This window comes from Paenibacillus mesophilus (assembly GCF_005938385.1).
GTDB lineage: Bacteria > Bacillota > Bacilli > Paenibacillales > NBRC-103111 > Paenibacillus_AB > Paenibacillus_AB mesophilus.
This window is the reverse complement of record NZ_VCRA01000002.1, coordinates 400,813-427,654: the sequence shown is the minus strand read 5'-3', so window position 1 is coordinate 427,654 and position 26,842 is coordinate 400,813. Positions and strand designations below refer to the sequence as shown.

Sequence of the window (26,842 nt, the reverse complement as noted above, 5' to 3'; positions counted from 1 at the left end):
CCCAGACCCGTGTGTGAAAGTAAGTCAAGTGTTGCACGATCGTTTCACCATTCCGTTTACTTGCCTTGCTGCTTCATCTCCTGGATATGCTTGTTCGCTTTCTCGTCGGCCATCCGGAGCGCCGTATTGACGTCCATATTGTTTTGCGCCATTTCTTTATTCGATTCCTGAAGGATCGAATAAATTTTCGTGTCGTAATTCGTGCTCATCGGGGCGGGGGCCGGCGTCACTTTGAATATTCCCGCCAAGTTTTTGCCGTTATACACTTTCAAATCTTGCGCGTATTGCTTCTTCAGCTCCGAAACTTTCAACACCGTCATCCGTCCGGCTTTGTTCATCGCGGTTTGCGCTTCGTCCGTAAGCAGCGATCGGGCGACTTCATACGCTGCGTTTTTATTTTTCGATGCCGGCGGCACCATGAACAGATGGAAATCGATCTGTCGCCCCAGCTTCGGACGGTCGTCGAACGCCGGAAACGAAACTATGTCCCATTGGAACGTTTTCCCGTCCTTGTCCAGCTGCGCGAGCGTGTCGGTCACCGCGGCAATCCAGTTCGGATTCATCGCCAATGTCTGATCTTTGGAAAACTCATTGAATCCGTAGTTGAACTCTTTAGCCGGCCCGAGGTAGCCGTTCATATCGTACAATTGACGCAACGCCGAGAAGATCGTTTTGAAGCCATCCGATGTGACGATCGACTTCTGCTGCTTATCGTCCACGACCGGCAACGAATATTGCCGCACCAGCCCTTGAGGTGCCCCCATGGATACACCGATGTACCGAATTCCGCCTTCCGTCCGGGTTACTTTCTTGGCCAGCTCGAGCGTCTGGCTCCATGTCATCTCGTCCTTCGGATATGCAACCCCGAGCTTATCGAAAATCTCTTTATTATACAGCATCACGCCGTAATTCATCGAGAGCGGCAATCCGTATATTTCTCCTTTGGGCCCGAACTTCTTGAGCTCGTTCAAGGCTTCCGGCTCGATCCGGCTCAAGTTCAAGCCGCTCGTCTTCACCATCGATTGCAGATCTTCGCCGAAGCCCAGATCGAGCATATATTTCACGTACACGTTGCTCGTCGCGACCAGGTCCGGCACGACCCCGGAGGCGGCCAATTCTTCGGGAGATTTCGCACTCAGCAGCTCGAACGAAATATTCGGATATTTCGCCTGGATAGGCTTGATGATGTACGTCTGCAGCTCGCGATCATTGATGCCGGCCTGATAGTCATAGATCGATAATTTAACCGGCTCGTTGTTGTAGCCTCCGGCCGTCTTCACGTCCGCCACAGCGTTATCTTTGCCGCCGCAGCCGACAAGCGCCGCCGATAGCGGTACAATTGTCAAGACGGTAAGCAAACTCCTATGTTTCATGTTCGAACCCTCCCGATTTTGTATAGGTCCCTCTTCCATAAGGCCATAGCCTTATGCCCCCCACGTTATGTAAGCGTATTCAAAATATTATCAAATGAACTCACCTCCTTCAGCCAAAGAGATTGAGCAATTTTGAATAAGGGAAGAAGCCGGCACGGTTCCGCGCCTGTGCCAGCTTTCGTCACTTCCCTTGTCGCCGCTCGTTCCGTGAAGCAAAGCCGAAGCGTCAACGGGAATGGAGGGAATCCGGCCGTTCATATTTCTCGTCCTTTACCTCCTCCTGCAGCCGGTACAATTCTTTCTCCAACAGCTCTACGACGCGGGCATAGTCCGGATCGTCATACACGTTGATCATTTCGTAAGGGTCTTTCTTCAGGTCGAACAATTCCCATTCCGGCGGCTTCGGGTCGTCGGTTGAGCCTTTGGTGCCCAAAGCGTCGGCGTAATAGTAGATCAGCTTGTATTGCTCCGTGCGGATGCCGTAATGCGCATAGACGGCGTGCTCGGACATGTGCATCCAATACCGGTAATACATCGAAGTGCGCCATTGTTCCGGACGCTCCCCTTCTACGATTTGCCGGAAGCTTCTTCCTTGCATCTCCTCCGGTACGGGAATCCCCGCATAATCGAGAAACGTAGGAGCGAAGTCCGTATTCAACACCATGTGCCGATCCACGCTTCCTGGCCGGATATGCCGTGGGTAACGGATGATGAAAGGCATTCGCAGCGATTCTTCATACATGAACCGTTTATCATACCAGCCGTGATCGCCGAGGAAAAATCCTTGATCGGACGTATACACGACGATCGTGTCGTCCGCAAGTCCCTCCTCGTCCAAATAATCGAGCATTCGGCCGACATTGTCGTCGACGGAGGCGATGCATCTCAAATAATCTTTAATGTATCTTTGATATTTCCAGCTCTTCAGCGCGGCTCCGGTCAAATGTTCGGGAGGATCGATCTTCAGATCTTTCTTGGTCAAATCCCGGTCGATCCGCATCTCCGCCGCAGCCGCGGCACTCGCCCTGTTGCTGTAATCGTCGTTGAACGTTTCCGGCTCGGGGATCTCGACGTCTTCATACAGACGGGCATGCTTCTCGTCCGGTATCCACGGCCGATGCGGCGCTTTGTGGTGACACATCAGGAAGAACGGCCGGTCCTTGTCCCGGTTCCGGATCCAATCGATGGACAGGTCGGTGATGATGTCGGTCGCATACCCGTTCACGACCCGTTTCTCTCCGCCGCGTATGAAGGCCGGATTGTGGTAATCGCCCTGACCGGGCAAAATGTCCCAATAATCGAAACCGGTCGGATCGCTTTCGCCTCCATGCCCGAGATGCCATTTGCCGACAATCGCCGTCTGATACCCGTGCTGCTGCAGCAGCTTCGGCATCGTTTGCTGGCTTCCGTCGAACCTGTCGGACAACGTCCGGACGCCGTTGATATGATTGTAAACCCCCGTCAAGATCGCCGCCCGGCTCGGGGCGCAGATCGAATTCGTGCAGAAGCAATGGTCGAAACGCATTCCTTCTTCGGCTACCCGGTCGATGTTCGGCGTCCGATTGATCCGGCTGCCGTAGCAGCTCATCGCATGGGCCGCATGGTCGTCGCTCATGATGAACAAAATGTTGGGGCGTCCCCCCGCTCGCTGTTCCACTCTCGTCAACCTCTCCTTTCAATCTGCCGCTTCCAGGCCATTATAGCGAATCCCGCTCCCGGCAATCCATGTACAATACTCCGGTTTTGGGTACAAAATCACATGGCAATATGCTACGATGAACACAAAGAAACCGGTACGAAAGGGAGTTTCCCGAATGCTCACTCTCCGCTCGGCTTATTATGACGATATGATTCCGAATTGGCGAATGGCTCCCGTAGCCGTGGAATCCAACATATTGATTTTGGTCGTACAGGGCAAATTGGTATATTCCATCAATCATTCGATCATTACGGCCGAGAAAGGCGATCTTGTGTATATTCCGAAGGGAACGTTCCGCAGCGCGGAAAATGACGGCGGCACTCCCCATCGGAAATATTCGGCCCTGTTCGATCATTCGTTTCCCGTCGGATGCGTTCCGCTGTTCGACAACAATCGGTTTACGAAAAAACGGATCACCAATATCGATTATGTCGCCAAAAGGTTCGAAGCGCTTCACCGCGAGATGCGGGAAGAGAAGCCGATGCACCGTTTCGTCGCCACGGGGATTATTCAGGAACTGGCGGGAATCGCCAGCCGCGAGTCGGAGTCGACCGGAATATCGCCGACGAAGTGGCTGCTCGCCGAGAAAATGCAGCGCTATATCCGCGAGCATTATCGCCAGCCGCTTAACATTAACGAGCTGGCCGGACTGATCCTGCGTTCCCCGAACTACACGATTTCTTTGTTCAAGGAAGTGACCGGACAAACCCCCGGACAGTATATGCAGCAGCTACGGATCGCCGAAGCCCGCAACTTGCTGCTCGGCACCGATTTTACGATTACCGAAATCGCGGATTATTTGGGCTTCTACGATACTTCATACTTCTACAGGACTTTCAAAAAAGCGACTTCCATGTCTCCATCCGCATTTATCGCGATGCGGGAAAGATGAGAAAAACCGTCCGGGCAACGCCCGGACGGTTTTGGTGTGCAAACCCATACATTGGCGCGTTGGGAGGGAATGGGTACCCGGCTCCAACCGCTGTTGAAGTCGTGTTGTCTTGATTAGACTTTGCGGTAACAACACGACTTCAAAGGCGGCCCGAGTGTGATTTTGACGAGGTTCATGCCAAATTCACACCTAAACTTTCCGCTTCAATACCCATTCCCTCTCGGAGCTTTTGCGAAATGACTTCTACTCCAAATGCCCGTGTCCCAATCGCTTATTCCTACGGATGAAAAGCGGAATAAAGCTCGCGGAAATTGGCGTTCCGTTATTTCGAAAACGTAAGGTTGAAATCGGGCTTAACGGAAGTTTGAGTTCCGCTATCAGACAAAATAAATAGCATTTATACTAAACCAGAGCGAATAACGGAACTGAAAGTTCCATTTGTGATGCATGTACTCTCTTTCTGAACCGATAGAGGAAATGAAAGTTCCGCCTCACTCTCTCCATCAAGCCTTCACATGTAGAGCGTGACACGTAATGGTATATTTTCGCTTTTGTACGGTGAAGGACTTTAACCTCCGATACTTTGAGAAAAGCGCCCCTCGCGGACGAGTGGGCGCTTTCTGCATGAAGTAAACATCGCTATGGCTGCACAGCCGGTTTGGTGGAGTATCCCTCGAACAGTCTCCCTCCGTAAGGGGCAAGAACTTCGTCGGCATATCGGATGACCGCCGATGCATCATGCGGCGAGCTGTAAAAAGCTTGAAACGATTCGGCGAATCGTCCGGCGAAAACCGGATCGTATTCCTCCAAAGCCCGCGGGATTCGCCTTCCCCTTGAGACCCATCGCCTATTGGCGCGGAGCACCAGCTCATGCAACGCATGCGCCAATTCCTGCCCAGCGAAGATCGCTTCTCCTGCCGGAAGCCCGCCTTGCAAATCCAACAAATGGTTCGTTATCGCGAACCGGGCGCGCCGGACTTCTTGCTCGGACCATGCCGGAGGACCGGCATCGAGCAGCCGCCGAGCTTCAAGCTGTATGCCCTCCGCCGTGCCGTCGTCAACCAAAATTATGCCGCTCGCGAACATGTGGGGCAATGACGGTCGCCCGCGCATACAATCCCTGTCAAAAAACTGTTTGTATGTGTCCCGGTTGTGCATTAATATTTCAATCATCCAGCCGTACTCGCAATACGCCTCTGCATAAGCCGCCGGCGCATCGTCCGAGATGATGACGATGTCCAAATCGGAATACGCCGTATCCTCTCCGCGAGCCGTACTTCCGGTCAGTATCGCGATATTGCAACTCGGGAAATGATCCGATACAAATTGCTTAGCAGCCTCCACTCCCGACATTTTCATATGAAATCTCCGTTGCCGAGACAGATCCGGTTGCTCAACGTAAACCGGTCCCCGGCCCGGACGTCGACCAGCATTCGTTTGCCCATGTAATCGATCGCCTGCTTGCCTTGCTGCACGCGTACTTTTTCCGTCCCTTGCCAGCCTTCTTCTCCACGGAACATCGTAATATCCGTTCGGAACACAAGCCGGTTCCCTTGTATGCGGGGATCTCTGATGTAGTAAGGAGACGGCTTCTTGTAGCCCTCGCCGTCAATAAATCCGACGGCATCTTGAAGCTGGGCCGAATCCGGCACTTCCCCGGCGAACTCCACCTCGATCAGTCTGAGCTCCGTATCGACCGAGGTGACGGTTCCCCGCCATTCGGACTGCGCCCGCTCCCATCTCAACCCGCCCGATTCGATCACCGTGTAACCTACCGCTTCGACTAATACCGGACGGTTGCCGGAATAACGGATTAATAGCGTTTGCGCATCGGTCGTATGCAGCAGTCCCGCCTCGTCCCGGAACGTCACCGGCTTCCTTTGATGGCGTGCGGAAATGACGATATCACGGCTCCCGTCAAGATGTGTCGCGCTAAGGCCGACAGGCTCGAATACGCCGTCATGTACCCCGCTTCTGCACTCCATGGCTTGAACGGACTTCAGAAAGGGATTACCTTCAAAAGGCTCCATTACCGTAACGAAGGAAGCGGCATGACCTTCAGGCTCGTCCTGCTCGTCCCTAATCAGAACATAAGTATCCCACGGCGATTTTTTCATTTCTTGTCCGCCCTTCTCGCCCAGGCAGCATATCAATTCCCGCTCTTTACCGTTCAGCGCGGTAATTTTCAACGAACTGTCCCCGTACGGGTAAGTCCATGATACTTGTCGGCCCGCTTTCGCTTTGCGGATCGCTTTCATCCAGCCGTACCCGGGCTGCCCGTACAGCGGAATGTCCGCTCCGGCAAGCGTTCCTTCCATCGGCTCCCAGTTCTCGATCCCTTCGAACGCGACCTGCTCCAGCGATACGTCCAGACCGTGAGTATTGTAATCGAATTTGGAGCCGCCGGAGACGAGAAACCGGTCCAGCACGTATGCGTTTTCTCCGTCCGGAGCTTGAATGAGCCATGCCCATCTTTCGTAGTGGCTGCCGGGATACGCCTCTTTGTTCTCCATTCCCGCCGCTTGAAACGATTTCCCTTCATAATGCTCGAGCTGAACGGAGCTCGAAGGCGCCTGATTTTTGCCGTCTATCAGTACGACGTTGCACGACGCGGAATGAAGCTCCCATTGCCGGATTTTCGGACCGATCCAAATAAACGGATAATGGCCGCCGAACGCCAGCTGATGCACCCCGTACGCTCCGAGCCATAGTCCGAGCTTATCGCCATGCGCATGAGGCAGTGTAGGTTGTCCGTATAACACAAGGTGCTTCGTATTCCGGGCCGTGCTGCCGCTTCTCAAGATGCTGATTTCCGAGTCCTCCGCCAAGAACGAAGGCTGCACTCCTTGTGACGATTGCTCGCGGTACGGCGCCAGCTCCGACTCGGACAAGGCGTTCGCAAGTACCAGGAGAGACTGGTTGCCGCCTCTTCCGTTATCCGCGCAAGCCTCCACCCGCAGTCTCGCCAGCTCCTCCTCGCTGTAATGGGTGAGCGCCTGCCCTATAATATCCCGTGCCGAAGGCATTCTCCGAAACACGGTTTCGCTTAACGCAAGAAAAGGCATCATCCCGTTTTTGCGCTTGTCCGATAGGGGAAGCAAATTATCCACTGGAGTGTCGCCGAATGCGGATGATAAACTTCCGCATCTGTAACGGTAATAAAAAGCGATAATTTCTTTCACGCCGAAGCGGGGATCCTCGAACAAATTCAAAGGCTCTATGAACGGACCGTCGTCCTGGAACAAGTAAGTCCAATTCGGGTAGTTCATCATGGCATAAGACATCAGCTCGACATAGCCGGACGAATCGTACGCGTATTTTCCGTCCCGGTAATAGCCGTTTTTCAGCTTGGAGAATAAGCTGAAGGCGGAATCCATAAGCACTTCGTGAAGCAGCTCTCCGTTCTGGATCAAAGCCGCCGCTTCCATCTCCAGCTCGAGCAGCCTCATCGACCAGTCGCTCGCGCCGCTTCGCTCCAATTCGCACGTATAGATGACATAAGGGATCATCTCCCGCTCCACCGCTCTTCGCAGATCGAACGGGACTGCGCGCCGCTTGTTCTCGGCATCGGGCTTCCGCGCGAACAACGCCTCCAAGTCGTCATGAAACGCGTCGATTCCATCGAAAATAAGGTCGTACGCTTCCAGCAAGTTTTTCTTCCATTCCGTGCCCGTCGTGGACGGCTCCGACAAATGCACCGTATCCGAATAGCTCCCGTCATGGTAGCCGCCGTTCATGTAAGGGTACAGCTCCGCAATTCTCCCGATCAGAATGGCCGCTTTATAGGCGTAACGGACATCTCCGGACAATATGTATGCATACGCCAAATTCGGAATTCCCCCGGCATACAGGGTACCGCTCGTTTCCGGGACGACGTTCTTATCGGTGATGGAAGGACAGTACGGCGCCGCCATCGCCATTGCCAGCCGGTAGTTGCGGGTTGCCGCGACAAGCATGCATCGGGTATATGGATTGGGGAATCCTTCCGGAATCAGAAATCCTTCTCCGTTATCTTCCACGATCACTTCCTCGCCCGTCGCGGGATTGTTCAGCTTCTTGCCCGGATACCACCATTCCCCGGTCTTCTCGTTGTAGAACCGGAACGGCGTTTCCAAGCATGTTTTCAGCGTAAGCCGGTTGCCGCCGGTCAACGGATCTCCGTAAAACTGGCTCGGCGTCATCGCCCGTGGATTGCCGGGAATAATGAAATCGAACAATTCGTCATCCGATTTGGACGCCCAGTAATCCGCTACTTCATAGATCCTCGCGGCAATACGGGCGCCCCAATCCGTCTCGCGGGCGTTGCGGCGGGCGCGCTCCGCATCCTCCGGTTTGATTCGCAGCGAGAAGCCCGATTTTTTGGCGCGTACGTGGCGGAGCATTTCAGGGGGGAGCTTCTGCTTCTCCCATCTCGTATACGCCTTGCTGCTGTCTTCGATCGCGCGACGGGTCCAGGCGTCCGTCTCATCCGCCGTTAATCCTTCGGCGAAAATCAAATCCCCGATTCCTTGCAAACAATGCACCGAAATCTCCCCGGGCAAACCGGACCACTTTGACAAAGCAGGCGCGCCCGCGCGCATCCGTATCACATTTAGTCCGATATAAGGTCGCGAATCTCTGCTCTTGTAGACCAGACCGAGCGGCATCACCACGGTTATTTCCAATACTCCGCCTCGAAAGACCGTGCTGCTGCGGACCTCTTCGACCGGAGAAAAACGGACGATATCGTACTCCATCGTCTCCGCCTTCGTTCTGCCTTCGGAATCGACGATTACTTGCACCAGATTATGAGGTCTTCGGCCCGAATGATCCGGATCGAAATTCAGACGTATCGTCTCCGCTTGCTGCGGGTCGGCATCATAACACCATATCCGAAAGTGAAGCATGCCTTTGTTCGTATAAGCGGCAAACTCGGACTTCCGGGAGGCTCTATTCATCGTATCGCCTTCCGTAAAATCTCCCGCAGCCGGAAGCTGTTCGAATTGCTCGGACTCCCGGACTACGTAATATGGATATAACGGCTTCAAAGCGCAGGATCCCTCCAAATCATTCTTTCGACTGGTAACATCATAACACGCGGATCGGGCCCGGCTGTTTTATAGTCAAGTAATTGACATGTCTAAAAATCTTTGTTCATCGCGGCTTCGTTTTCCACCTTCTTTTCGCGATGCGGGTTCGGGAAGTCCTTCCGCTTATCGCGCGGGAAGACCGTTTTTTCCGAACGGATGCCGATTTTGTTTTACCGGAATACGATTTTCTTGCTCTTGGCTTATTTCTTCGGGGGCGATACTTTGCGGGAGCGATAGGATCGGTAGGATGCGGAATAGTTGCCTCCAGCAAGTCGGCTTCGGTCCCGACCGGCACGCTATGGAGCGCGGGAAGCAGTCTGTAATCGATCAGCCGAATCGAATGCCGGAGAATCGCTTCCTTTATCCGGGGATCGGTTAACGACCGCAGCTCCCCGCCGCCGTACACGGGATGACACATGATTTCCGTCGTTCCGTCCGCCATCGACTCCATATGCGCAAGCAGCCTCTCCGCTCCGTCACTTTGTTCATACGTATCCATGATCAGTCGGTCCGTACTGGCTGGTCTGCACTCCAGCTGCGACGACCAAGGATGAAGCCGGATAGGGATTCGTTTCTGCTCGGCAAGTTTGCACATAATGGAATAGACGGAAGAGACCTCGAGATGAATATGATGATGGGAGTCGAGATGAGTTGGTTGAAGACCCGCCGATACGAGCATGTCGAACTGTCGGTACAATTCCCGTTCAATGTCCTGCACCCTCCAACCGTCCCTCTTATCTGAAAAGAAGCCGTCCGCCCCTACGAGGGATGGAACGCTTGCGGCAGGCGACAACGGCTTGCCGTAACTCAAATTTGCGTGCAATCCTACGCCGAGCGATCGGTTTCGTTTTGCCGATAAGACGGCGTGATTGAATCCCGGCATATTGGCCATCAGAGTAGTGCTTGTTACGATGCCGTTCCGATGCGCTTCGAGAATCGCTTCATTAATGTGCTTCGATAATCCGAAATCGTCGGCGTTTACGATCACATATTTGGACAATAAACTCCCCCCCCCCCCCCCATACACAAGGTTCAAATATCATATGCGTTTGGCGCCGGATCGATAGGGACACTAACCTGTTCGGCGCGTAGCAAGCAGTTATTCGGCCGCACCTTTTATACGTCAGATTAATACGATATGGTATGAACCGTGACATTTGCCTAGAGAGGTGTGTGCTTTATGACCGGAACGGTTAAACATTATTTTGCAAGCGGCAATACCGCCGCTGGCTTCGCCAACTTGTTCGATTCGTCTCTGCAGCGTCTGGAGCGTCTTTTCGTCCTGCTGGGAGGGCCGGGTACGGGAAAGTCGAGTATGATTCGGTCAATCGGCGACCGGTTGACGGAGAATGGCTACGATACGTGGTTTATCCACTGTCCTTTCGACAATGACTCGCTTGATGGTGTGATCGTACCCGGGCTGAGGGCGGGAATCGTAAATGGAACGGCGCCTCGCGTAATACGGCCTCGACTTTCCGGAGAAGACGTGCGGTACGTCGATTTGGACGCCGCCTGCGACCGGTCTCGGCTCGCTGCTCAAATGCCGTTGATCGAAAGCTTGAAAAACGAAATTTCCCGGGCCTATGAACACGGCTACTCCGGTTTCGCGGAGGCGCTTCGCATCCATGACGAATGGGAAACGTATTACATTACCAACATGGATTTTCCGGCAGCCGATACGTTGACCGCAACTTACGTGAAGCTTCTGTACGGGGATCGCAAGCTCGGGAAGAAAAGCCGGATCGACCACCGGTTCTTGGGTGCGGCTACACCGAATGGCGCCGTCGATTTTGTGCCTAATTTGACTGACGGTCTGAAAAGGTATCTCGTCAAAGGGCGTGCCGGGTCCGGGAAATCGACCATGCTGAAAAAAATAGCAGCGGCCGGTACGGAACGCGGCTTTGATGTGGAAATTTATCATTGCGGCTTCGACCCGAACAGCTTGGACATGGTCATCGTCCGAGAGCTCGGATTCGCCGTTTTCGACAGCACGGCACCGCATGAATATTTTCCCGACCGCCCAACGGATGAAATCATCGATATGTATGAGCACTGTATCCAGCCGGGGACGGATGAAGCGTACGCGGAGCCGATCGGCGAGATCAAGGGACGGTATTCCGCCAAAATGAAGGAATCGATCGGGCATCTGGCTCATGCCAAATCGCTGCAGGATCAACTGAAGCAAATTTATGTACCGGCCGTCGATTACGGTATAGTGGACCGGATCAGGGAGGAGATTGAACAGGAACTATCGGACATTGCGGCCAAGGTGAAATGAGTGGAATTAAGAAAAACCGCCGGGGAACGCTCCAGCGGTTCTTTTACGTGCAATCCCATACGTCAGCGCGTTGGGAAGAAATGGGGATTTGGCTGACTGCGTTGTGGCCTCGACCCGCTTAATGGAAAACCTACAGTTCATTCAACTTGAAAAGAGCAAACAGCGAGTAATAACGGGAAAACCTACAGCTAATTTCATCATAATCGGGTCAAAGCAGCCTATTCGATAAAATAGACTGCAGGTTTTCCAGTTACGGGAACGGAAACGGTTCGAATGAGCCGGCGTTTGCCTTGGGTACAATTGAAGCACGTATGTAAGCTTTTCGCTCCAACACCTATTCCCTTTTGAAGTTATTTCGAGGAAACCTTACTCCATTCGGCCCTCCGCGGTAAATCTCAAGTACGCTTGGATGGTATATACCATTCGAGGGCACCAGCCGATTGAAGCTCATGCGAAAAAGTTTCAAATCTCGGCTTCGACAGATCGATATTATATCTCATCTGGTTCTCGCTTGTGCAAATGTTGCTCCAAAAATCGCCCACGTGCTTCTTCTCGAACCGGAACGCGACATAGTCGCCCTCGGGGATCTTGAAAGCGATCATCCCTTCCGGCACTTCGCCCGGGGCGCTGACCTCCACCGCTACGATCGGGCGGAAATCGCCCGGAATGACGAGGTACGGACTATCGCTAGTCCGAGTGCCGATTTCTTCCATTCTCCCCGCCAACTCGCCGAATAACCGTTTCTGATCGTCCAGATCCCGGCCTTGAAGCCCGACGAGGCTTACCGCCTCGATCTTGACTTTACGAACTTGCATCAATTCCGCGATGTCCACATTGCCGCTCATCTTCTCCAGCCTCCTTTATGAATCCTTATGGGTAGGTACGTTGCATGGGCCAGGGTCGAGCCGATGTCGGCTGTCCCGACGAAGCTTGGAGAACGGCAAGCATCCTCTCCAGCAATTCGACGCCTTGTTTCTCCGCCTCTTCCGCTACCGCCAGCAAGGAAATCGCCCGATCCGCTTGCCCGGGTTCGTTCGGCTCGCCTCCTTGCGGAAAAGGAAACATGCCGCGCATCGTTACAAGAGCATCCGCCGCATGCCGGTAATAAACCGAAGCGTCTTGCGCCAGCGCGCCGATCTCTCGGCCGATCTCGTCTTCCTGCATCCACTCGACGGACACTCTTCTTAGAAACTCCGCCGCGAATTCTCTCGCATCGCTAATAACCCCAACGTTGTACGCATTGGCGAACGCTTCGACCGTCCGGGCTTCAAACGCTTCTTTCCATGCCCCGTAACCGGCCAGACCGTTCCGGAATGGCTGGCCGTCTTCCCGGATGACCGGTATCCGCGCGTGAGCGACTATCATCTCGAGCGCATCCCGCATCGACTCGCGCCGATCCGGCTCAAAGCTTGATTCGATGCCGAGCAGAAACAACTCGCCGATTTGGCCGTGGCCGAGCTTCGTATAGGGGATTTCGCCGTCTTTCCAATTATCCTTGCAGCGAAGCGTCCGGGCGTCGTCGTCGTAACCGTATATGACGCCGAACTCGGGCGTGAACAGATCCCAAGTCATAACCGGTAGTCCCCTGTCGATGCTCCTCTGGACGAATGCAAGCCCTTCCTCGAGCTCTTCGAGCGTCGGAGCAACCGGAGTAGCCGTAATGGTTCCCATAGACTTGCAGTGAAACCCGAGATTCCTCATGCCCCTCGAGAAAGTAGCCCCCCAATCGAACGAGGCGTAAGGCCCGCCGATATCTACTGTCTCGGCATGTATGTTGAGCCGGAATGCGAGACCGGTATACCCCATTACATCGACCAAGTCGTGCTGCTTCTTATCCGTATAATGCATCATATTGGCCATAGCTTGCGCAGCCGTTGTCCATGTTACGGAATAATTGGTTCTTCCATGCGGATTCATTCGCTCATTGCCTCCTTCTGATACTCAAAATGGCGGGGGTGCCAGCGTACGGGCCCGGGGAAGCCTGAATTGTCTTCGCTTGTCCACGTACATGCTGACGTGAACGCGCAGCCGTTCCTGCTTCACCTTGCGTCTCGAATTGGCAATGTGGTTATAGACGTTGGCCGTCGAGGTATGGAACAATCCCGCTATGTCGGCAGGCGTCAGTTGGTCGAAGAAGAACGCTTCGAATATTTCCCGCTCTCTGCGGCTTAAGCAGTGCAGCAAGCCTCGAATATGATCGACCGTTTCTTTCCTCAGCAACAGAACGGCCGGGTCGGAGTTATCCGTATCCCGCTCGGCGGATGACCGGGCCAACCGGTGCAGGATACTGTCAAGATCTCCCCATTGTTCTCTTCCACGGACAGAAGCGGCTGCGTCGTTGTTTGGGATCTGTCCTTCCCAGCTGGCAAGCGGCATTTCTTTGGAGTACGGACCGCCGCGTCTCAGCTTCATCAGCGCCTGATTTCGGACAATCCGATGAAACCACGGCAAAAAACGCTTCGGATCGGATAACGTTCCTACCCGGAGAAAAGCCCGGACCAACGCGTCCTGCACGATATCTTCCGCCAAATATTCATCTCGCGCCATCGATTGCGCCAAACTGCACGCTTTCGTCCGGTGCCTCCGGACAAGCTCTCCGAACGCGGACCTGTCGCCGGTCTTGGCTTGCTCCGTCAAAGCTTCATCGCTGAGCGACCGCAGCTGTCCGTCTTGCTCCGCTTCATCCCGACCTGCCGGATCGGCGTACGATTCGACGCTTTTCTTTCTCCATGCCGACTCCAATTGTCCCCGGATTTCCGATACGAGCAATGCAGCACCCCATTTCCGCCTATACTTCATAGATGCCGAGGCGAGCGGATATCTATATGGATTCGAAAAAAAAAATTTCCAGCAGTAACTATTTTCCATGAAAAAGTCAAGAATCCTCTTCTATTTTGTCAGGAACGGAGCCGGCTAAGCAAATCCAGGTTGTACTCGATCGATTCCGCTGCCCATTGGAGCGTCTCTTCCACGTCTGCCTTGTTCTTCACGATGTGCAGCAGTCGGCTGTTGATTTGTCCGGAGAAGTAAGTCTCCCAAAATAGGCTGCTTGCGCCGGCGCTCGGAACCGCATGCTCAAGCTCGTCGATAAAGATTTTTCGGATCGGATCGGACCGGTGCCCGAGATCACGTAGCAAAGAATGCGTGTTCGCAATCTCGGAGACCGCGTGCAGCTCGGACAGCGCGCTGCGGGAGATCAGCATTTGCTTCAGGAACAACCATGCCGCCTCCGGGTTGGCCGCTTGCGAGGAAATGCCGATCGCTCCCGCTGCGGCGACATTAACGCGCGCACCATCGGCGAACTTCGGCATCGGCGCCGTGCCGAAAGGCTCTTTCATATTTTTGGTTATACCGTGCATCGCATCGATGTAGTCTACAATCATGCCCATCCGTCCTTCCCAGAACAGACGCCGAAATCCATAGTCAACCATCGGGGCGGCCGCTTTGTGCACATGTATGAGATCCGCCGCCCATTGCAACGCAGCTATCGTTTCCGGACTGTCCAAATACCCTTTCACCCTTGTCCCGTCCGGCGAAATGAATCGTCCTCCCCGGCTTAGCACGATCGGCTCCAAAATGTTCGTATGGTAATAGAGGGAAGCCCCATACTTCCATTGCTTTGGGTCGCCTTCGGACGCCATCAGTACTTTCGCGGTCTCGGCGAACGTTTCCCAGGTCCATTCCGCCTCCGGGTGCGGCAGACCTGCACGGTCGAACCATGACTTGTTATAAAAGACGGCCATCGTCGCTCCGGCCAGCGGGATGCCGATCACCTCTCCATCCACGGTCATCAAATCCTGAAAAGGTTTAATGAAATCGTCGGTATTCACGTTGTCCCGCTGCAAATATGGCGTTAAATCGGCTAAATATCCGAGCCGGTCGTATTCTTTGCCGCGCGCACTGTCCATCAGGATCAGATCAGGCGCCTGATGTTCCGCCATATATTGGCGCAATTTGTCGTGGTAATTGTGAACCGTATACACGTTCAGCGTCAGTTCAGGATGATTCTCTTCGAACTGCCGTTTCACCTTGTCCATCAGCTCGTCCGATAGCTGGGGGTTCGGAAAGCGCAGCATTTTCGGGAATAGAAGCGTGCTTGCTACTTTCTCGGCGAATGCCGGCGCATCCAGACGGTTTTCTCGAATCGTTCCATCCATCGTTCGGATCAGCTCCTTTTTTAATTTGATGCGTGTCCGCCTTATCCTGCTGTCGACCGCTTTAACGGTCAGACCGAGAAACCGGCCGATCTCCTCCATGCTGTAGCCGTACATTTGCAGTACGATCGCCGTGCGGTTGTCTTCCTCCAACGTTTGCAGAGCGTCCCAGACGTCTATGCTCATCTGCTGCCGGCGCAGCAGCTCCCCCTGACGGGAGTCGGCTAATTCGGCGGTGTGCTCTACCGGAACCGGTTGATTACGGTTTTTGCGCAGCCAGTCGATGCATAGTCGCCGTGTCATCGTATACAGCCAGCTCCCGGCCGCACCCGGATCGGCAAGCTTTGCCAGCCCCCGGTACGAACGCATAAACACTTCCTGCGTCAAGTCTTGGGCGATGTGGAAATCGCCGACGATTCCGTAGGCAGCCCCGTATACGGCGTTCGAATAATGCTCCATAAAGGCGCGGAATGCCCCGGTATCGCCGCCTGCCGCCCGAATTATGATTTGTTCATCCACCGTGCCCATCTCCATTCATATACTGATTCAATCATACAGACGAAACGCGACCGGTTAAATCGTCTCAGCCGTAATTTTTTTATAAACACAAAAAAACCGACACGGCCATCGCCGCATCGGTTTCCTTGACATTCCTCTTACTTCTTGTTCGCCGCTTAAGAAACAATGACAATCTCTACAACATCCCTCTTCCGTTCATCTTCCTCCGCTATTAGCCGAATCGCACGCAAGCTTTGATCGTAAACCCATCCATCTCCCTCGACGCCGCAAGAGGCATCGTCCCGACTACTCTTCTCCACTCGTTCCGGCAGCTTCGACCCGTTGATTTCTATGCCGGAGGGCTTCGTATCCGATTGGATCAGGATGTCGTAGCTGCGTTTCGCCGGCATTCCCTCGTACATTCCGGTTCGCGGACTTATACGCAGGACGATGGCATCCTGTTGTTGCCGGCATTCGATCCGCGTCTCGGCAACGTTCCCTTCCTCATACAGGAAAGTCGTCCCGTCGTCCTCATACAGTGTAAAGCTGCTGTCGCCATGAGGGTAAACATGCACCCCTATATGCTCGACAGACTTCTCTCCGACGTAGTCCATTTCGGGCCATTCGGGGATGATAGCTCCGGCGCGAACGAACAAAGCTCCTCCCGCATAAGCGGGAATCTTGCAGGCGACGGTTTGCGGGCCCGTGTACCGCTCCTTCGTCCAATAATCGATCCACTCGCCTTCCGGCAAATAGACTTGGTCCGTAAAAGCGGCGACGAGGAAGGAATCGCCGAACATATATTGGCTGAGCAGGTCGTCCGACTTCGGATCGTTCGGATACGCGAGCGGCATTGCACGGATAATCGGCATTCCCGTACGAGCGGCAACATGCGCTGCGGAATAAATATACGGCAGCAAGCGATACCGCAACTTCGCGTACATTTTGAACATAGCCAGCATCTTCTTATCCAGCAACCACGGATGGCGCCAGTAGGCCCAGCTGTTCACCTGCGACCACGGCTGCAAAAAACCGAAGTGGAGTCCGGCCGGAGTAAACACCTCCATATCGCAGCTTGTATTGGCATGTCCGGACAACCCGTGATTCAGCAGCGATACGAGCGGCTTCGGTCCTCCGCCGGTGTCTCCCGCCCAAGTGGCCGCGTATTGCTGGATGCCGGCAAATCCGCCTGCCGTATAAATCATCGGTCTGCGTCCCGTCTGCTCCTTAAAGCCTAGATGCATCTGTTTGGCGAGCAAAATCGGATACAGATTGTGCATTTCTTCGTCGATCATTCCATTGCCCCACAGCCGGTCGGGGTGGTCGAGAACTTGCTGTGCGCCGTCCAGCTTGAACGCGGAAACGCCTTGCTTCACAAACTTGGTTAAATGCGCATACCAAGCCTCGCTATGCTTCGTGACCCTATCCATATAGACCGGGTACTGCAGCTTCGTATCTTGTTCATAATCGTCAGGATGCGCTCCTTGGAAGCCACCTCCCTCCGCGCTCGAGCCGCTTGGATCGCCGCCGGCATTTTCTTTCTCCCGGATCAGCCGCTCCTCATGCAAACTCAAGTCGTAGTCGGCGCATAGCCACAAACTCAATTTAAAGCCGAGTCGTTCCAATGCGCCGAAGAAAGTGGAAGGTCCGCCGTCCGGCAACCAATGCGGAATCGCAAACCTCTCCGGATGCCAGTTTTTATTCACCGAATAATCGTAATTTTTATCCATCCAGCCCGGTTCGAGCCCGATCAAGTCGCAAGGGATGCCCTCACGGCGAAAGTTCAGCGCATCGTCGATCATCTCTCTCGCATTGGCCTGTTCATTGCACACGAAAGTAAGGCCGTATGCCCAGATCGGGAGAACCTGCGGCTTGCCGGCGACGGACGTGTAGCTTTGCAGCAGATCGGCCAGCGTTTCCCCCGCGAACAAGTAATAGTCCAGCTCGCCGCGGCGGCCCCAAAATCGCAGCCGATCATTCACCGTGCTGCCGATATCTACGGCATGTCGCCATGTCGTGTTAATAAGGAGCCCCCATCCTTTGCTGCTCATCAGAAACGGAATCGGAGCATATGCTTTCACGTTCGCCACCCACATATTCACCCGATGGCCGCGTTTCTGAAGCCGCTCCCGCGTCTCGTCGCCCAGCCCGTACAGCCGTTCCTCATCGGCCAGCAAAAATTCCGCGCCGAATCCCCGCTGCGCATTGGACCACGGCGGTATCGCGTGGCGTGTCAGCATTTCACCTCGTGCATTCATAAGTTCGATGCGACCGCTGCTTTTCTCGACTCGAAGCTGCGCCCGTTCCGTGCGGATGTCCGCCACTTGCTCCTGGTCGTTAACCGTACAAACGGCATCCCTTTGCCGGCTGTCAAATATGCCGTAACGGATCAGCGCGGGTTCGCGGAAATCGTCGGCCGCACTTAAGCGGATGCGGAACGTATCCGGCGCAACAATTTGAATGCGCATATGCTCGCCGCTTTGCAGCGTGAATTGAAGCAAATTATTTTCCACGGTATACCCCTCTTCTCCCGGTCATGCGTCTATTTCTGCTTTGCCGTCTGAATTTTTTGATTGGCCGTTTCTTCGGCATCGCGAAGCGCCGTATTGAGATCCTTGTCTCCGCTGATCGTTGCGATAACGGCATTGTAATATTCGGTCGTGGCGATGCTGTTGTATCGCGTCACCGCGCTCGCGGGACCGTATTTTTGCGGCAGCATCGCTTTCGTATTTTTGCCTTTGAACAACGGCACGTCTTGGCCGAACGATTCTCTGACCGCCTTGTTTTGCAATACGGTCAGCATCTTCCCTTCCTTCGACTTCTGCATCTGGAACTCTTCCGATGTGAAGTAGGAGATGGCCTGGAACGCTTGATCCTTATACTTGCTCGTGTTCGTAATGTAGTAGTATGTCGGATATGGCTGGGGTCCGACGGATGGCGCATCCTTAAACACGGGAAACGTAGCAATATCGAAGTTCATTCCTTCCAGCTGGGCGGCGTGCGTGCCGGTAATCTCAAGGAACATGGCCGTATTGCGGTCTTTGAAAAACCGATTCGTTTGAACGCCGACGTCCAGCGCTTTCGCCGTCTTCTCATAGCCGGGAACCGTATAATAGCGGATGAAATTATCGGCAAACTTCTTCCAGCCATCCGTATTGATAACGGCTTTCTCGGACACCGGGTCGATCGGATTGAGCGAACGGGCGTTCATCAGCGCCAAATGTCCGAACGGCATCGCCAGCCCGTAGTATTGCGTATCCCCCTCTTTCCGCGTAAGCTTCTTGTTCAGTTCTTCAAGGTCATCCCAGTTCATGCCGTCCTTCGGATAGGAAACGCCGAATTTATCGAATACATCTTTATTGTAATAAAGCGCCGAAGGAGGAACGTACGCCGGCAGACCGTACATGCCGCCTTTCGCGATTTGCTTGGCCATGTCGACCGTTGTCGGCTCCATCTTGCCCAGATCGAATCCATTTTTTTTGATCAGCGGGGAAATGTCGTATTCCAGCTTCTGATCCAGCAGCGTAGGCGGCGTCGCCCCGATCGAGAAAAACATGATGTCGATTTTTTGGCCTGCCGCGATCAGTTCGGAGATGCTCGTTCCCGGCCTCGAACCGCCTACGATAAATTTGGGAGTGATGTAAGGATATTTTTTCTTGAGCGGTTCTCCGAGCAATTTATTCAATCCTTCTTCATCCCAATCGTTAATAAACGGATAGTACAGAACCAGCTCAACCGGCTCTTGCGGAGGTTCGTTTGCCTTTCCTTCCTGTCCTTCCTTTCCGCTGCCGCATGCCGTCGTCATGGCGGTTGCCAGCAAAAGCGGCAACAGTACCGCTGCACTTCTTTTCCCGTTCTTTTTGACCATCTTTTTATCCCCTTTGTGAGTTACTTGGAATCTCCGATTCTCTTTACACTACAGTTCCTACCGCGTCAATCCACGCCGCGCCCGTAACGGCGGCAGTGCCGGCCGCTCCCAAAGCGGCAAGCAGCTTTCTTCTGGACATTTTGCCGGACATGATTCGCTTCACGGGGTCGTTGCCTCCTTTCATGAATTAACCTTCCTTATTGCTTTCTCTGCTTTCGTGGAATTACAATCATTGTACATGGAATCGCATACATTTCGTAGGACGATCGATTGCAACCAATAGTCTATCGATGACTGTTTTGGAGAAGGAGGCATAACGAGTTGTGCGCAAAATCATACGGAATCGTATTTGAAATTGCCAGCGGCGGATATTTGCGCGTAGATTCGGTATCCCCCGGTACGCTGCGGATTCGCCTTCATGAAACGAACGACTTTCCGGAAACCGCCCTCGAACGCTACGGAATCGTCTTACATCGCAGCTCGTGCGACTACGCGCTCGAATACGACGGTCCCGACTGCACAATCCGAACGGACAAAGCGGCGCTGACGGTCGATACGCGAAACGGCTGTCTTTCTTTGCGCAATGAACGCGGCGAAACGTTGACGTGCCAAGCCGAACGCCCCTGGTCCGATGCCGCCCGAGGATTCGGTGCTCATTTCATGCTGGCGGACGGGGAGCGGATATACGGGCTCGGCGATGTGAAGAGAGATCGGATTCAGCACCGGGGACATCGTGCCGAGATGCGGATCGAGAATGCGCACCGCTACGCCCCCGTTCCATTCCTGATGAGCAGCCGCCGATGGGGGCTTTTCATAAACACGACTTGGAGTCACGAGATCGATATCGGCCATGCGGAGCATGACTTGTTGTCATTCAAGGGGGCCTGCGGAAAGCTGGACTACTTCCTGTTTGTCGGCGACTCCTATGCAGATCTGCTGGATCGATATACCGACGTGGCCGGAAAGCCGGTGCTGCTGCCCGTCTGGGCTTATGGCCTGACTTACGTATGCCACCAGCAAGTCAATGCGCGCGAGATGGTGGACGATGCGCTCAATTTCCGCCGGGCGGGTATTCCATGCGATATGATAGGGCTCGAACCGGGCTGGATGGATACGCCTAGCGAATCCGTTCATAAAAATTGGCACCCGGAACGTTTTGCCCTCCCTCCATACTCCAAAAAATCCGATACGTTTATCGGCGCGCTGGACAAGCTCGGCTTTAAGCTTAGCTTATGGCTGACCTGCACGCATGACTTGAGCATAGAGGAAGAACGTTCGGCGTTGTCGGAGCCGGCTTCGAGCGCAAACCCGACGCTTACCGAAGCGCCCTGGTACGATCATTTGCGGAAGTTCGTCGACCAAGGCGTAAGCGCGTTCAAGCTGAGCGGGGCGCCATTCGGGCTGGAAACTTCCGGACGAAGGTGGGGCAACGGGATGAGCGACGATGAGATGCACAATCTGTATCCGATTTTGCTCGCCAAGCAGCTGCACCTGGGGTATAAAGAGCAGACGGGTCTGCGGTCGATGATCTATATGGCCAACGGGTACACCGGCATGCAAAGATACGCCGCCACATGGGCCGGAACGTCCGAACAGCAGCCGGCTCTCGTCTCCATGCTCAATCACGGAATGTCCGGTCATGTCCATACGACCGAGGATATGGACGTCTCTACTCCCGAGGGCATCCACTTCGGTTTTTTGCAGCCGTGGTCGCAGGTGAACAGCTGGGCTTACTGGCGCCATCCGTGCCTGTTGGAGCACGAGCTGCTGCAAACGTTCCGAACGTATGCCAAGTTGCGCTACAGCCTGCTGCCCTATATTTATTCGGCCGCTCACAACGCCGCCCGCACCGGTATGCCGATCCTTCGCGCAATGCCATTGGCATTTCCCGATGATCCGCATTCGGACGAGCTGCTGCACCAGTATATGTTCGGGGATTCGCTTCTCGTAGCCGCGTTTACGCGCACCGTCTATTTGCCGGAAGGCGTCTGGATCGACTATTGGACCGGCGAACGGCATATGGGTCCGAAAAAGATGGAATATGCGGCAGTCGCGCCGGCCGGCGGACCTTTGTTCGTCAAAGCCGGCGCCATCATCCCCGTTTGGCCGGAGATGAGCCATATCGGGCCGAAGCAGCCGGAGACCATCGGTCTCCACCTGTATCCGTACGGCGAAAGCGAATATGTTCTTATAGAAGACGATGGGGTGACTTACGGGTATTTGGAGCATCGGATCGCCGAAACAAAAATAAGCTGCCGGACGACGGATAAACGAACCACGGTTCGGATCGGTACCCGGAAGGGTCGCTATGAGGGAATGCCGTGCAGACGCGGCTACGATGTATACGTTCATGTTCCGGCCAAGCCGCTGCAAGTGACGGTAGACGGAAGCTTGGCCGAGGAAACGGTCCATCCGCCGGAAACCGGTTCGGCGCGCAATGGCTGGTATTTTGACCGGGCATCCCGGATCGTCCGCCTCCGACTTGGCGCACAAGAGCATGCGGATAAACAGGAAGACGTGACGATCGAAGTATGCTACGACGCCACTTCTCACCGAGAGAGCCAGACGAGGCATTTGCGTCACGATACACCCGATTCGCCCGGAACGAACACGCATTGGGAGACGGAACTGGAAATCGGTCTGGAGACGGGGGATCGCGCCAAGGCGTTTGGAGCGCTGGAGGAATGGTGGGCAGAACGGATCGAGCGGATTCCGAACCCGGAAGAAGCACGCGTAAACATGCTTATGATTTGCGGATTGTTCGTTCGCGTCTGCAATCGCCAAGGATGGAGTGTCCAGACCGTACTCGACGGCGAATACGACGCTTTCGTAAATATACAAGCCGTTTTCAAGAAAGAGCGTGGATACGATCTTATGAGGCAAGCGGTCCAAAAGTTTATCGAGTACCGGCGTTCCGCCAAAAAGTCCGATATCCACCCGCTGATCAAACAAATAACCGATATCGTGGAAAAAGAGATCGACGGCAATATGACGCTTCACACGATGGCCGATCGGCTGCACGTCAACTCCTCCCACTTGAGCCGGATGTTCAAGCAAGCCGTCGGACAATCGTTCACCGACTACGTGATGATCCGGAAAATGGAGCGTGCCAAATCGCTGCTCATCGCAGGCAGCAGCGTCTCGGAAGCGGCTTTGCAGCTTGGCTATAAAGATACGAGCCATTTCATCCGCGTGTTCCGCAAATATTGGGGTGTAACTCCCGGCGAATTGAAAATGTAACGATGCCCCACAAAGTGGAGCCATTCTTCGAAGCTTATTCCAATTACTTTGCGGGGACCCCGAAATTATTAAACTCCCTATAGCTGCAAGAAAACCGATCCGGTCATCGCCGGGTCGGTTTTCTTGCCGATTCTCCTTATTTCTTCTTCTCCGCTTCGATCATCTGATTGATTTTCTCGTCCGCTTCGCGCAGCGCCGTATTAATATCTTTCTTGCCGTCCGCCACTTCGGTGAAGCTGTTGCGGAGCAGGGCGACGCCTTTCGTGTAATGCACCGAGAACGGCGGGCTTTGCGCCGGCTTGCTCTTGAATATGCTCTGCAGCTGCTTCCCTTTCAAGTGCGGCATTTCCGCTCCGAACGCTTGATTGTATTTCGGGTCCTTCAAGGGGGAGACGCGCCCGGTCTCTTTCGTGCTGATCAATTGCACTTCGTCGGAGAACAGCACTTCGAGCACGCGCATCGCGTCGTCCTTGTACTTGCTCGTTTTGCTGATGAAGATCGTATGCAGATCGAACATGCCGAACGTGTTCGGCCTCTCCGGGTAGCTCGGGTATTGCGCCACGTCCCAGGCGAAGCCCGGGTCCGTACGAAGCTTGTCGAAGATGTTGACCGTGGCCACCATCGCTACGATTTTCTCTTTGATGAAAATGTCCGAAGCGTTCTGCGAAAGCGATTTAGGTTTATTGCCTGGCAATGAGTAAATCCGGTTCGTCACATCGAATACCCGCTTGTACGGTTCCGTGTTCACGTTCGACTTCTGCGTCTTGTTATCGACAACGTTAAGGGATAACGGGAACAGCATGCGCGTCATCGATTCGGGGTCCAGCCCGCGATACGCGACCCCGCTTTCCTCGCGGGTCACCTTCTTCGACAGCTCGATCGCGTCGTCCCACGTCATGCCGTCCTTCGGGTAAGGCACGCCGAACTTGTCGAATATGTCTTTGTTATAATAGAGCGCATTGATTTGCACTCCATACGGCAGCGCATACAGCTCCTTCTTGTCCGAAACCTCGCGGATCGTATCGAGCGACCCTTGATCGAACCGGCTCAAATCGAAGTTCAGCTTCTTGGCCAGAGGCGTGATGTCCTCGTACAAGCCCAGGTCCTGGTAGCTCGGCAGCGTCCCGTTCCAGAGCGTGATCAAATCCATCTGCTCGCCGGCCGCTACGTAATCCGGCAGCCATTTCGCCGCATCCTTGACGATCATCTCGACGGTAATGTGAGGATATTTCTTCTTGACCGGATCGGCAAAAAGCTTCTTAAAATCGGCTTCGGTCACCTGCTGGTTCGGAAACAGCTTGAGTGTAACGGGGGTGAATTGTTCCTGCTTCGGGGTTTGACCGTCCGCTTGTTTGGGCGTCTCGCCCGCTCCACCCGACCCGCCGCATGCAGCCAGTACCGATACCAGACAGGTCATCGACATTGCAAGCTTGACCGTATTCTTCTTTTTCATATGAGCTTGTACCTCCCTCTCTTTATACGACCGGTTGATCCGGGTCCAGCAGCTCCCATTCTTCCGGCGCTTCGCCGAAATCGGGAATGTCCATTTTGACGCCGTCCTGCAGCGCCGACTCGTGGGCGACAAGTCCGGGAGCGCAATATTTGGCCGCTTCCCATACGTTTACCGGCGGCAGCTTGCCCGTAAATACCGCCTTCACGAAATCGTCCACCAGAAACTGATGCGAGCCGAGATGGCCGTTGCGAAGCCCCGTGAACGATGCCGGGAGCCGGTGCACGGGATGAATCGGCGAGAACAGGCTGTTGAAGTCTTTCTGCAGCACCTCGTGCAGATGCTCGTCTTCTTTCGGGATGTGGTTTCTGGCGCAATGGAGCAGCTCCGACAAATCGACGATTTTGTTATGCGCAAGCTCGGTCCAATATTGACCCCCGCTGCTTTCCTCGAAACATCCTTTCGTACCGAAAATGCTGACCGGGTTGCTGCTCGATTTGCCCCACCAGCCGACGCGGCGGAATTCGTTGATCCGCACCATCCCGCCATCGGACGAACGAAGAAGGGCGGTTTCGTTGCTGTACGGATTGCTCCACAGATTGCCCTCTTCCGTAAAAATGCCGTCCTCATGCCGGTCGCGGTACCCGAGGCAGCTCACCTGCGTCATTCTCGCCCCTGTCACGGAAATGATCATACTGGTCGAATGCGTTGGATAGTACATCGGCGGAAAACCAGCCACCTTCTTCCAATCCGCGCCGCCGGAATGTTGGAACGCCTGATAAAACCCGTGGGACATGTCGTGCAGGTAAGCGGCCTCGCCGTAGACGAAATGTCCGAAATCTCCTTTGCGATACCGGTCGCGGCAATAGATCGTGTGCGGGTAGTAGTAGCACGTTTCGCCGTTCATGTAAATGAGGCGCGTCTTCTCTACCGTATTGACGACCTCGGCAATCTCCTCCAGCGTCGAAGCGATCGGCACCGCGCAGTATACATGCTTGCCGGCTTGGAGCGCTTGGATCGTGAGCGGACCGTGCAAATGCCGCTGAGCGAAAATGGCGATCGCGTCGACGTCGCTCGCGCATAATGCGTCGTGAGAATCGACGGTACGCCGTATGCCGTATTTGGCCGCCACGTGTTCGAGCCTGTCGGGCAAAATGTCCGCCAGCACCACCTCGCTGACAAGAGGGTGCGCCTTGAAGAGCGGAATGAACGCTTCCGAGAAAGAGCCTACTCCGCATATACCGATTTTCATCATGTTGTTTTCCCTCATCCTTCCTTCGGACACCCTTTATCCCTATCGATAGGTAATCGCTTTCCCGGCGTGACCGGGCGTAATGTGAAAACCCTTACTTGCCTCTATTGTAAAAAAACGATTGCCCGAATGACATACATTGAGTTGTATCGGCCATATCTCCATTTTCCATTTAATCCGATGGAAAGATCCGCCGCGGATGTTATAATGAATACCATATCCGCCTAGCGATGGAGGTCCGCCTTTTTCGATGAAGTCCCATTTGCTGTCCGACTTTATTCCGACTACAACCTATTACGACTATTGGGAGCGGAAAGAAAAGTTTCTGCTGTTCGAGGACCGTTATCCCGATTGGGCTTTCTTCGCGATTGAAGCCGGCGCCATCTACTATGAAATCGGCGAACATAAAGGGACGGCCTCCTTCGGAGACATGCTCGTCTGCCCTCCGGATACCGACTTTCACCGGGTCATGGTCGAGCCGGCCAGCTTCCACTCGTTTCGCGTCAAGTGGACGCATGAGTCGGATCACGATGCATCCCCGGATATATGGCTGCCTGTCGGGAAAATTAGCGTAACCAATACGGATCGTCTTGCGGCAAATTATGCTTGCCTGCGAAGCATTCCGCTCGTGTCCCGACTCAGGCTGAGCAGCCGGAGAAACCACTACATCCGCGATTTGTGGTATACGTTCTGCTCCGAAGAAGAGCCCGCCGATTCGAATTCGCTCCCGCTGCGCAGCCGCAAAGAAGACGGCTTGATGAAGCAGGCGGAGAAGAAAATCAAGCAAAACGCCTTCGAATCGTTCGAGCTGCGGCAAGTAGCCGAAGAGCTCGGCATGAGCCCGGCCAAGCTTACGAAACGGTTCAAGGCAAGCTTCGGCCTTACGCCGAGCGAATATTTGATCGATCTCCGCCTGGAGAAGGCCAGGTCGCTGCTGCTCGAAACGTACCTCACGCTCGATCAGATCGCCCAATGCTGCGGATACGAGAACGGCTTTTATTTAAGCCGAATCTTCACGAAGCAGTTTCATATGCCGCCCACGGAATACCGCAAGTCTTACCGGGTGTAA

General features: G+C 54.3%; 18 protein-coding genes. 4 read left to right on the top strand and 14 right to left on the bottom strand.

All coding sequences use genetic code 11. The features are described 5' to 3' along the window. Positions 1-56: 56 nt before the first annotated feature. Entirely contained in the window at positions 57-1,373 is a 1,317-nt protein-coding gene (locus FE783_RS04630) for an ABC transporter substrate-binding protein (protein WP_158301623.1), read from the bottom strand. A 226-nt stretch (positions 1,374-1,599) separates the two neighbouring features. Beyond that, complete coding sequence (locus FE783_RS04625) at positions 1,600-3,030, bottom strand: sulfatase family protein (RefSeq protein ID WP_238402852.1); 1,431 nt, start codon at positions 3,028-3,030, stop codon at positions 1,600-1,602. A gap of 157 nt (positions 3,031-3,187) precedes the next feature. Between FE783_RS04625 and FE783_RS04620 the strand changes: the two genes are divergently transcribed. Further along, the gene (locus FE783_RS04620; RefSeq protein ID WP_158301622.1) at positions 3,188-3,964 is read left to right on the top strand and encodes a helix-turn-helix transcriptional regulator; all 777 of its coding nucleotides are present in this window, start codon (positions 3,188-3,190) and stop codon (positions 3,962-3,964) included. Positions 3,965-4,603: 639 nt separating this feature from the next. Here the strand turns inward: FE783_RS04620 and FE783_RS04615 are convergent. The 3 genes from FE783_RS04615 to FE783_RS04605 form a co-directional block, all read right to left on the bottom strand. Next, on the bottom strand, positions 4,604-5,323 hold the full coding sequence (locus FE783_RS04615; RefSeq protein ID WP_138878151.1) for a nucleotidyltransferase domain-containing protein: 720 nt from the start codon (positions 5,321-5,323) through the stop codon (positions 4,604-4,606). Then, positions 5,320-8,991 (bottom strand): heparinase II/III family protein, encoded by a 3,672-nt coding sequence (locus tag FE783_RS04610; protein ID WP_138878150.1) that lies wholly within the window; start codon positions 8,989-8,991, stop codon positions 5,320-5,322. Before FE783_RS04610 ends, FE783_RS04615 begins: the two co-directional genes overlap by 4 nt. A 106-nt stretch (positions 8,992-9,097) precedes the next feature. Further along, on the bottom strand, positions 9,098-10,033 hold the full coding sequence (locus tag FE783_RS04605) for a carbohydrate deacetylase (RefSeq protein ID WP_158301621.1): 936 nt from the start codon (positions 10,031-10,033) through the stop codon (positions 9,098-9,100). 180 nt (positions 10,034-10,213) lie between these two features. On the opposite strand from FE783_RS04605, the gene FE783_RS04600 reads away from it, so the two are divergent. Continuing rightward, entirely contained in the window at positions 10,214-11,311 is a 1,098-nt protein-coding gene (locus FE783_RS04600) for a PRK06851 family protein (protein ID WP_138878148.1), read from the top strand. A 395-nt stretch (positions 11,312-11,706) separates the two neighbouring features. Here FE783_RS04600 and FE783_RS04595 read toward each other — a convergent pair whose 3' ends face one another. From FE783_RS04595 to FE783_RS04565, 7 genes are all read right to left on the bottom strand, one after another. Beyond that, complete coding sequence (locus FE783_RS04595; RefSeq protein ID WP_138878147.1) at positions 11,707-12,156, bottom strand: GyrI-like domain-containing protein; 450 nt, start codon at positions 12,154-12,156, stop codon at positions 11,707-11,709. A 25-nt stretch (positions 12,157-12,181) separates the two neighbouring features. Then, entirely contained in the window at positions 12,182-13,228 is a 1,047-nt protein-coding gene (locus tag FE783_RS04590) for a hypothetical protein (protein ID WP_138878146.1), read from the bottom strand. A 24-nt stretch (positions 13,229-13,252) separates the two neighbouring features. After that, a complete protein-coding gene (locus FE783_RS04585) occupies positions 13,253-14,080 on the bottom strand; it encodes an RNA polymerase sigma factor (RefSeq protein WP_158301620.1) in 828 nt (275 codons plus the stop codon). Positions 14,081-14,208: 128 nt separating this feature from the next. Continuing rightward, positions 14,209-15,984, bottom strand: a complete 1,776-nt coding sequence (locus FE783_RS04580) for an extracellular solute-binding protein (protein WP_158301619.1) — start codon at positions 15,982-15,984, stop codon at positions 14,209-14,211. 155 nt (positions 15,985-16,139) lie between these two features. Beyond that, on the bottom strand, positions 16,140-18,476 hold the full coding sequence (locus FE783_RS04575; protein ID WP_138878143.1) for a glycoside hydrolase family 31 protein: 2,337 nt from the start codon (positions 18,474-18,476) through the stop codon (positions 16,140-16,142). A 29-nt stretch (positions 18,477-18,505) separates the two neighbouring features. Next, positions 18,506-19,831 (bottom strand): ABC transporter substrate-binding protein, encoded by a 1,326-nt coding sequence (locus tag FE783_RS04570; RefSeq protein WP_138878142.1) that lies wholly within the window; start codon positions 19,829-19,831, stop codon positions 18,506-18,508. A gap of 43 nt (positions 19,832-19,874) precedes the next feature. Further along, complete coding sequence (locus tag FE783_RS04565) at positions 19,875-20,015, bottom strand: twin-arginine translocation signal domain-containing protein (protein WP_138878141.1); 141 nt, start codon at positions 20,013-20,015, stop codon at positions 19,875-19,877. 137 nt (positions 20,016-20,152) lie between these two features. Here FE783_RS04565 and FE783_RS04560 point away from each other — a divergent pair, with 137 nt between their 5' ends. After that, on the top strand, positions 20,153-23,071 hold the full coding sequence (locus FE783_RS04560; protein ID WP_138878140.1) for a TIM-barrel domain-containing protein: 2,919 nt from the start codon (positions 20,153-20,155) through the stop codon (positions 23,069-23,071). Between the two features lie 136 nt (positions 23,072-23,207). On the opposite strand, the gene FE783_RS04555 is transcribed toward FE783_RS04560, so the two are convergent. Continuing rightward, on the bottom strand, positions 23,208-24,524 hold the full coding sequence (locus FE783_RS04555) for an ABC transporter substrate-binding protein (RefSeq protein WP_138878139.1): 1,317 nt from the start codon (positions 24,522-24,524) through the stop codon (positions 23,208-23,210). A 22-nt stretch (positions 24,525-24,546) separates the two neighbouring features. Next, positions 24,547-25,776: a Gfo/Idh/MocA family protein gene (locus tag FE783_RS04550; RefSeq protein WP_158301618.1), complete on the bottom strand. Its 1,230-nt coding sequence runs from the start codon at positions 25,774-25,776 to the stop codon at positions 24,547-24,549. Positions 25,777-26,023: 247 nt separating this feature from the next. On the opposite strand from FE783_RS04550, the gene FE783_RS04545 reads away from it, so the two are divergent. Then, complete coding sequence (locus FE783_RS04545; protein WP_138878137.1) at positions 26,024-26,842, top strand: helix-turn-helix domain-containing protein; 819 nt, start codon at positions 26,024-26,026, stop codon at positions 26,840-26,842.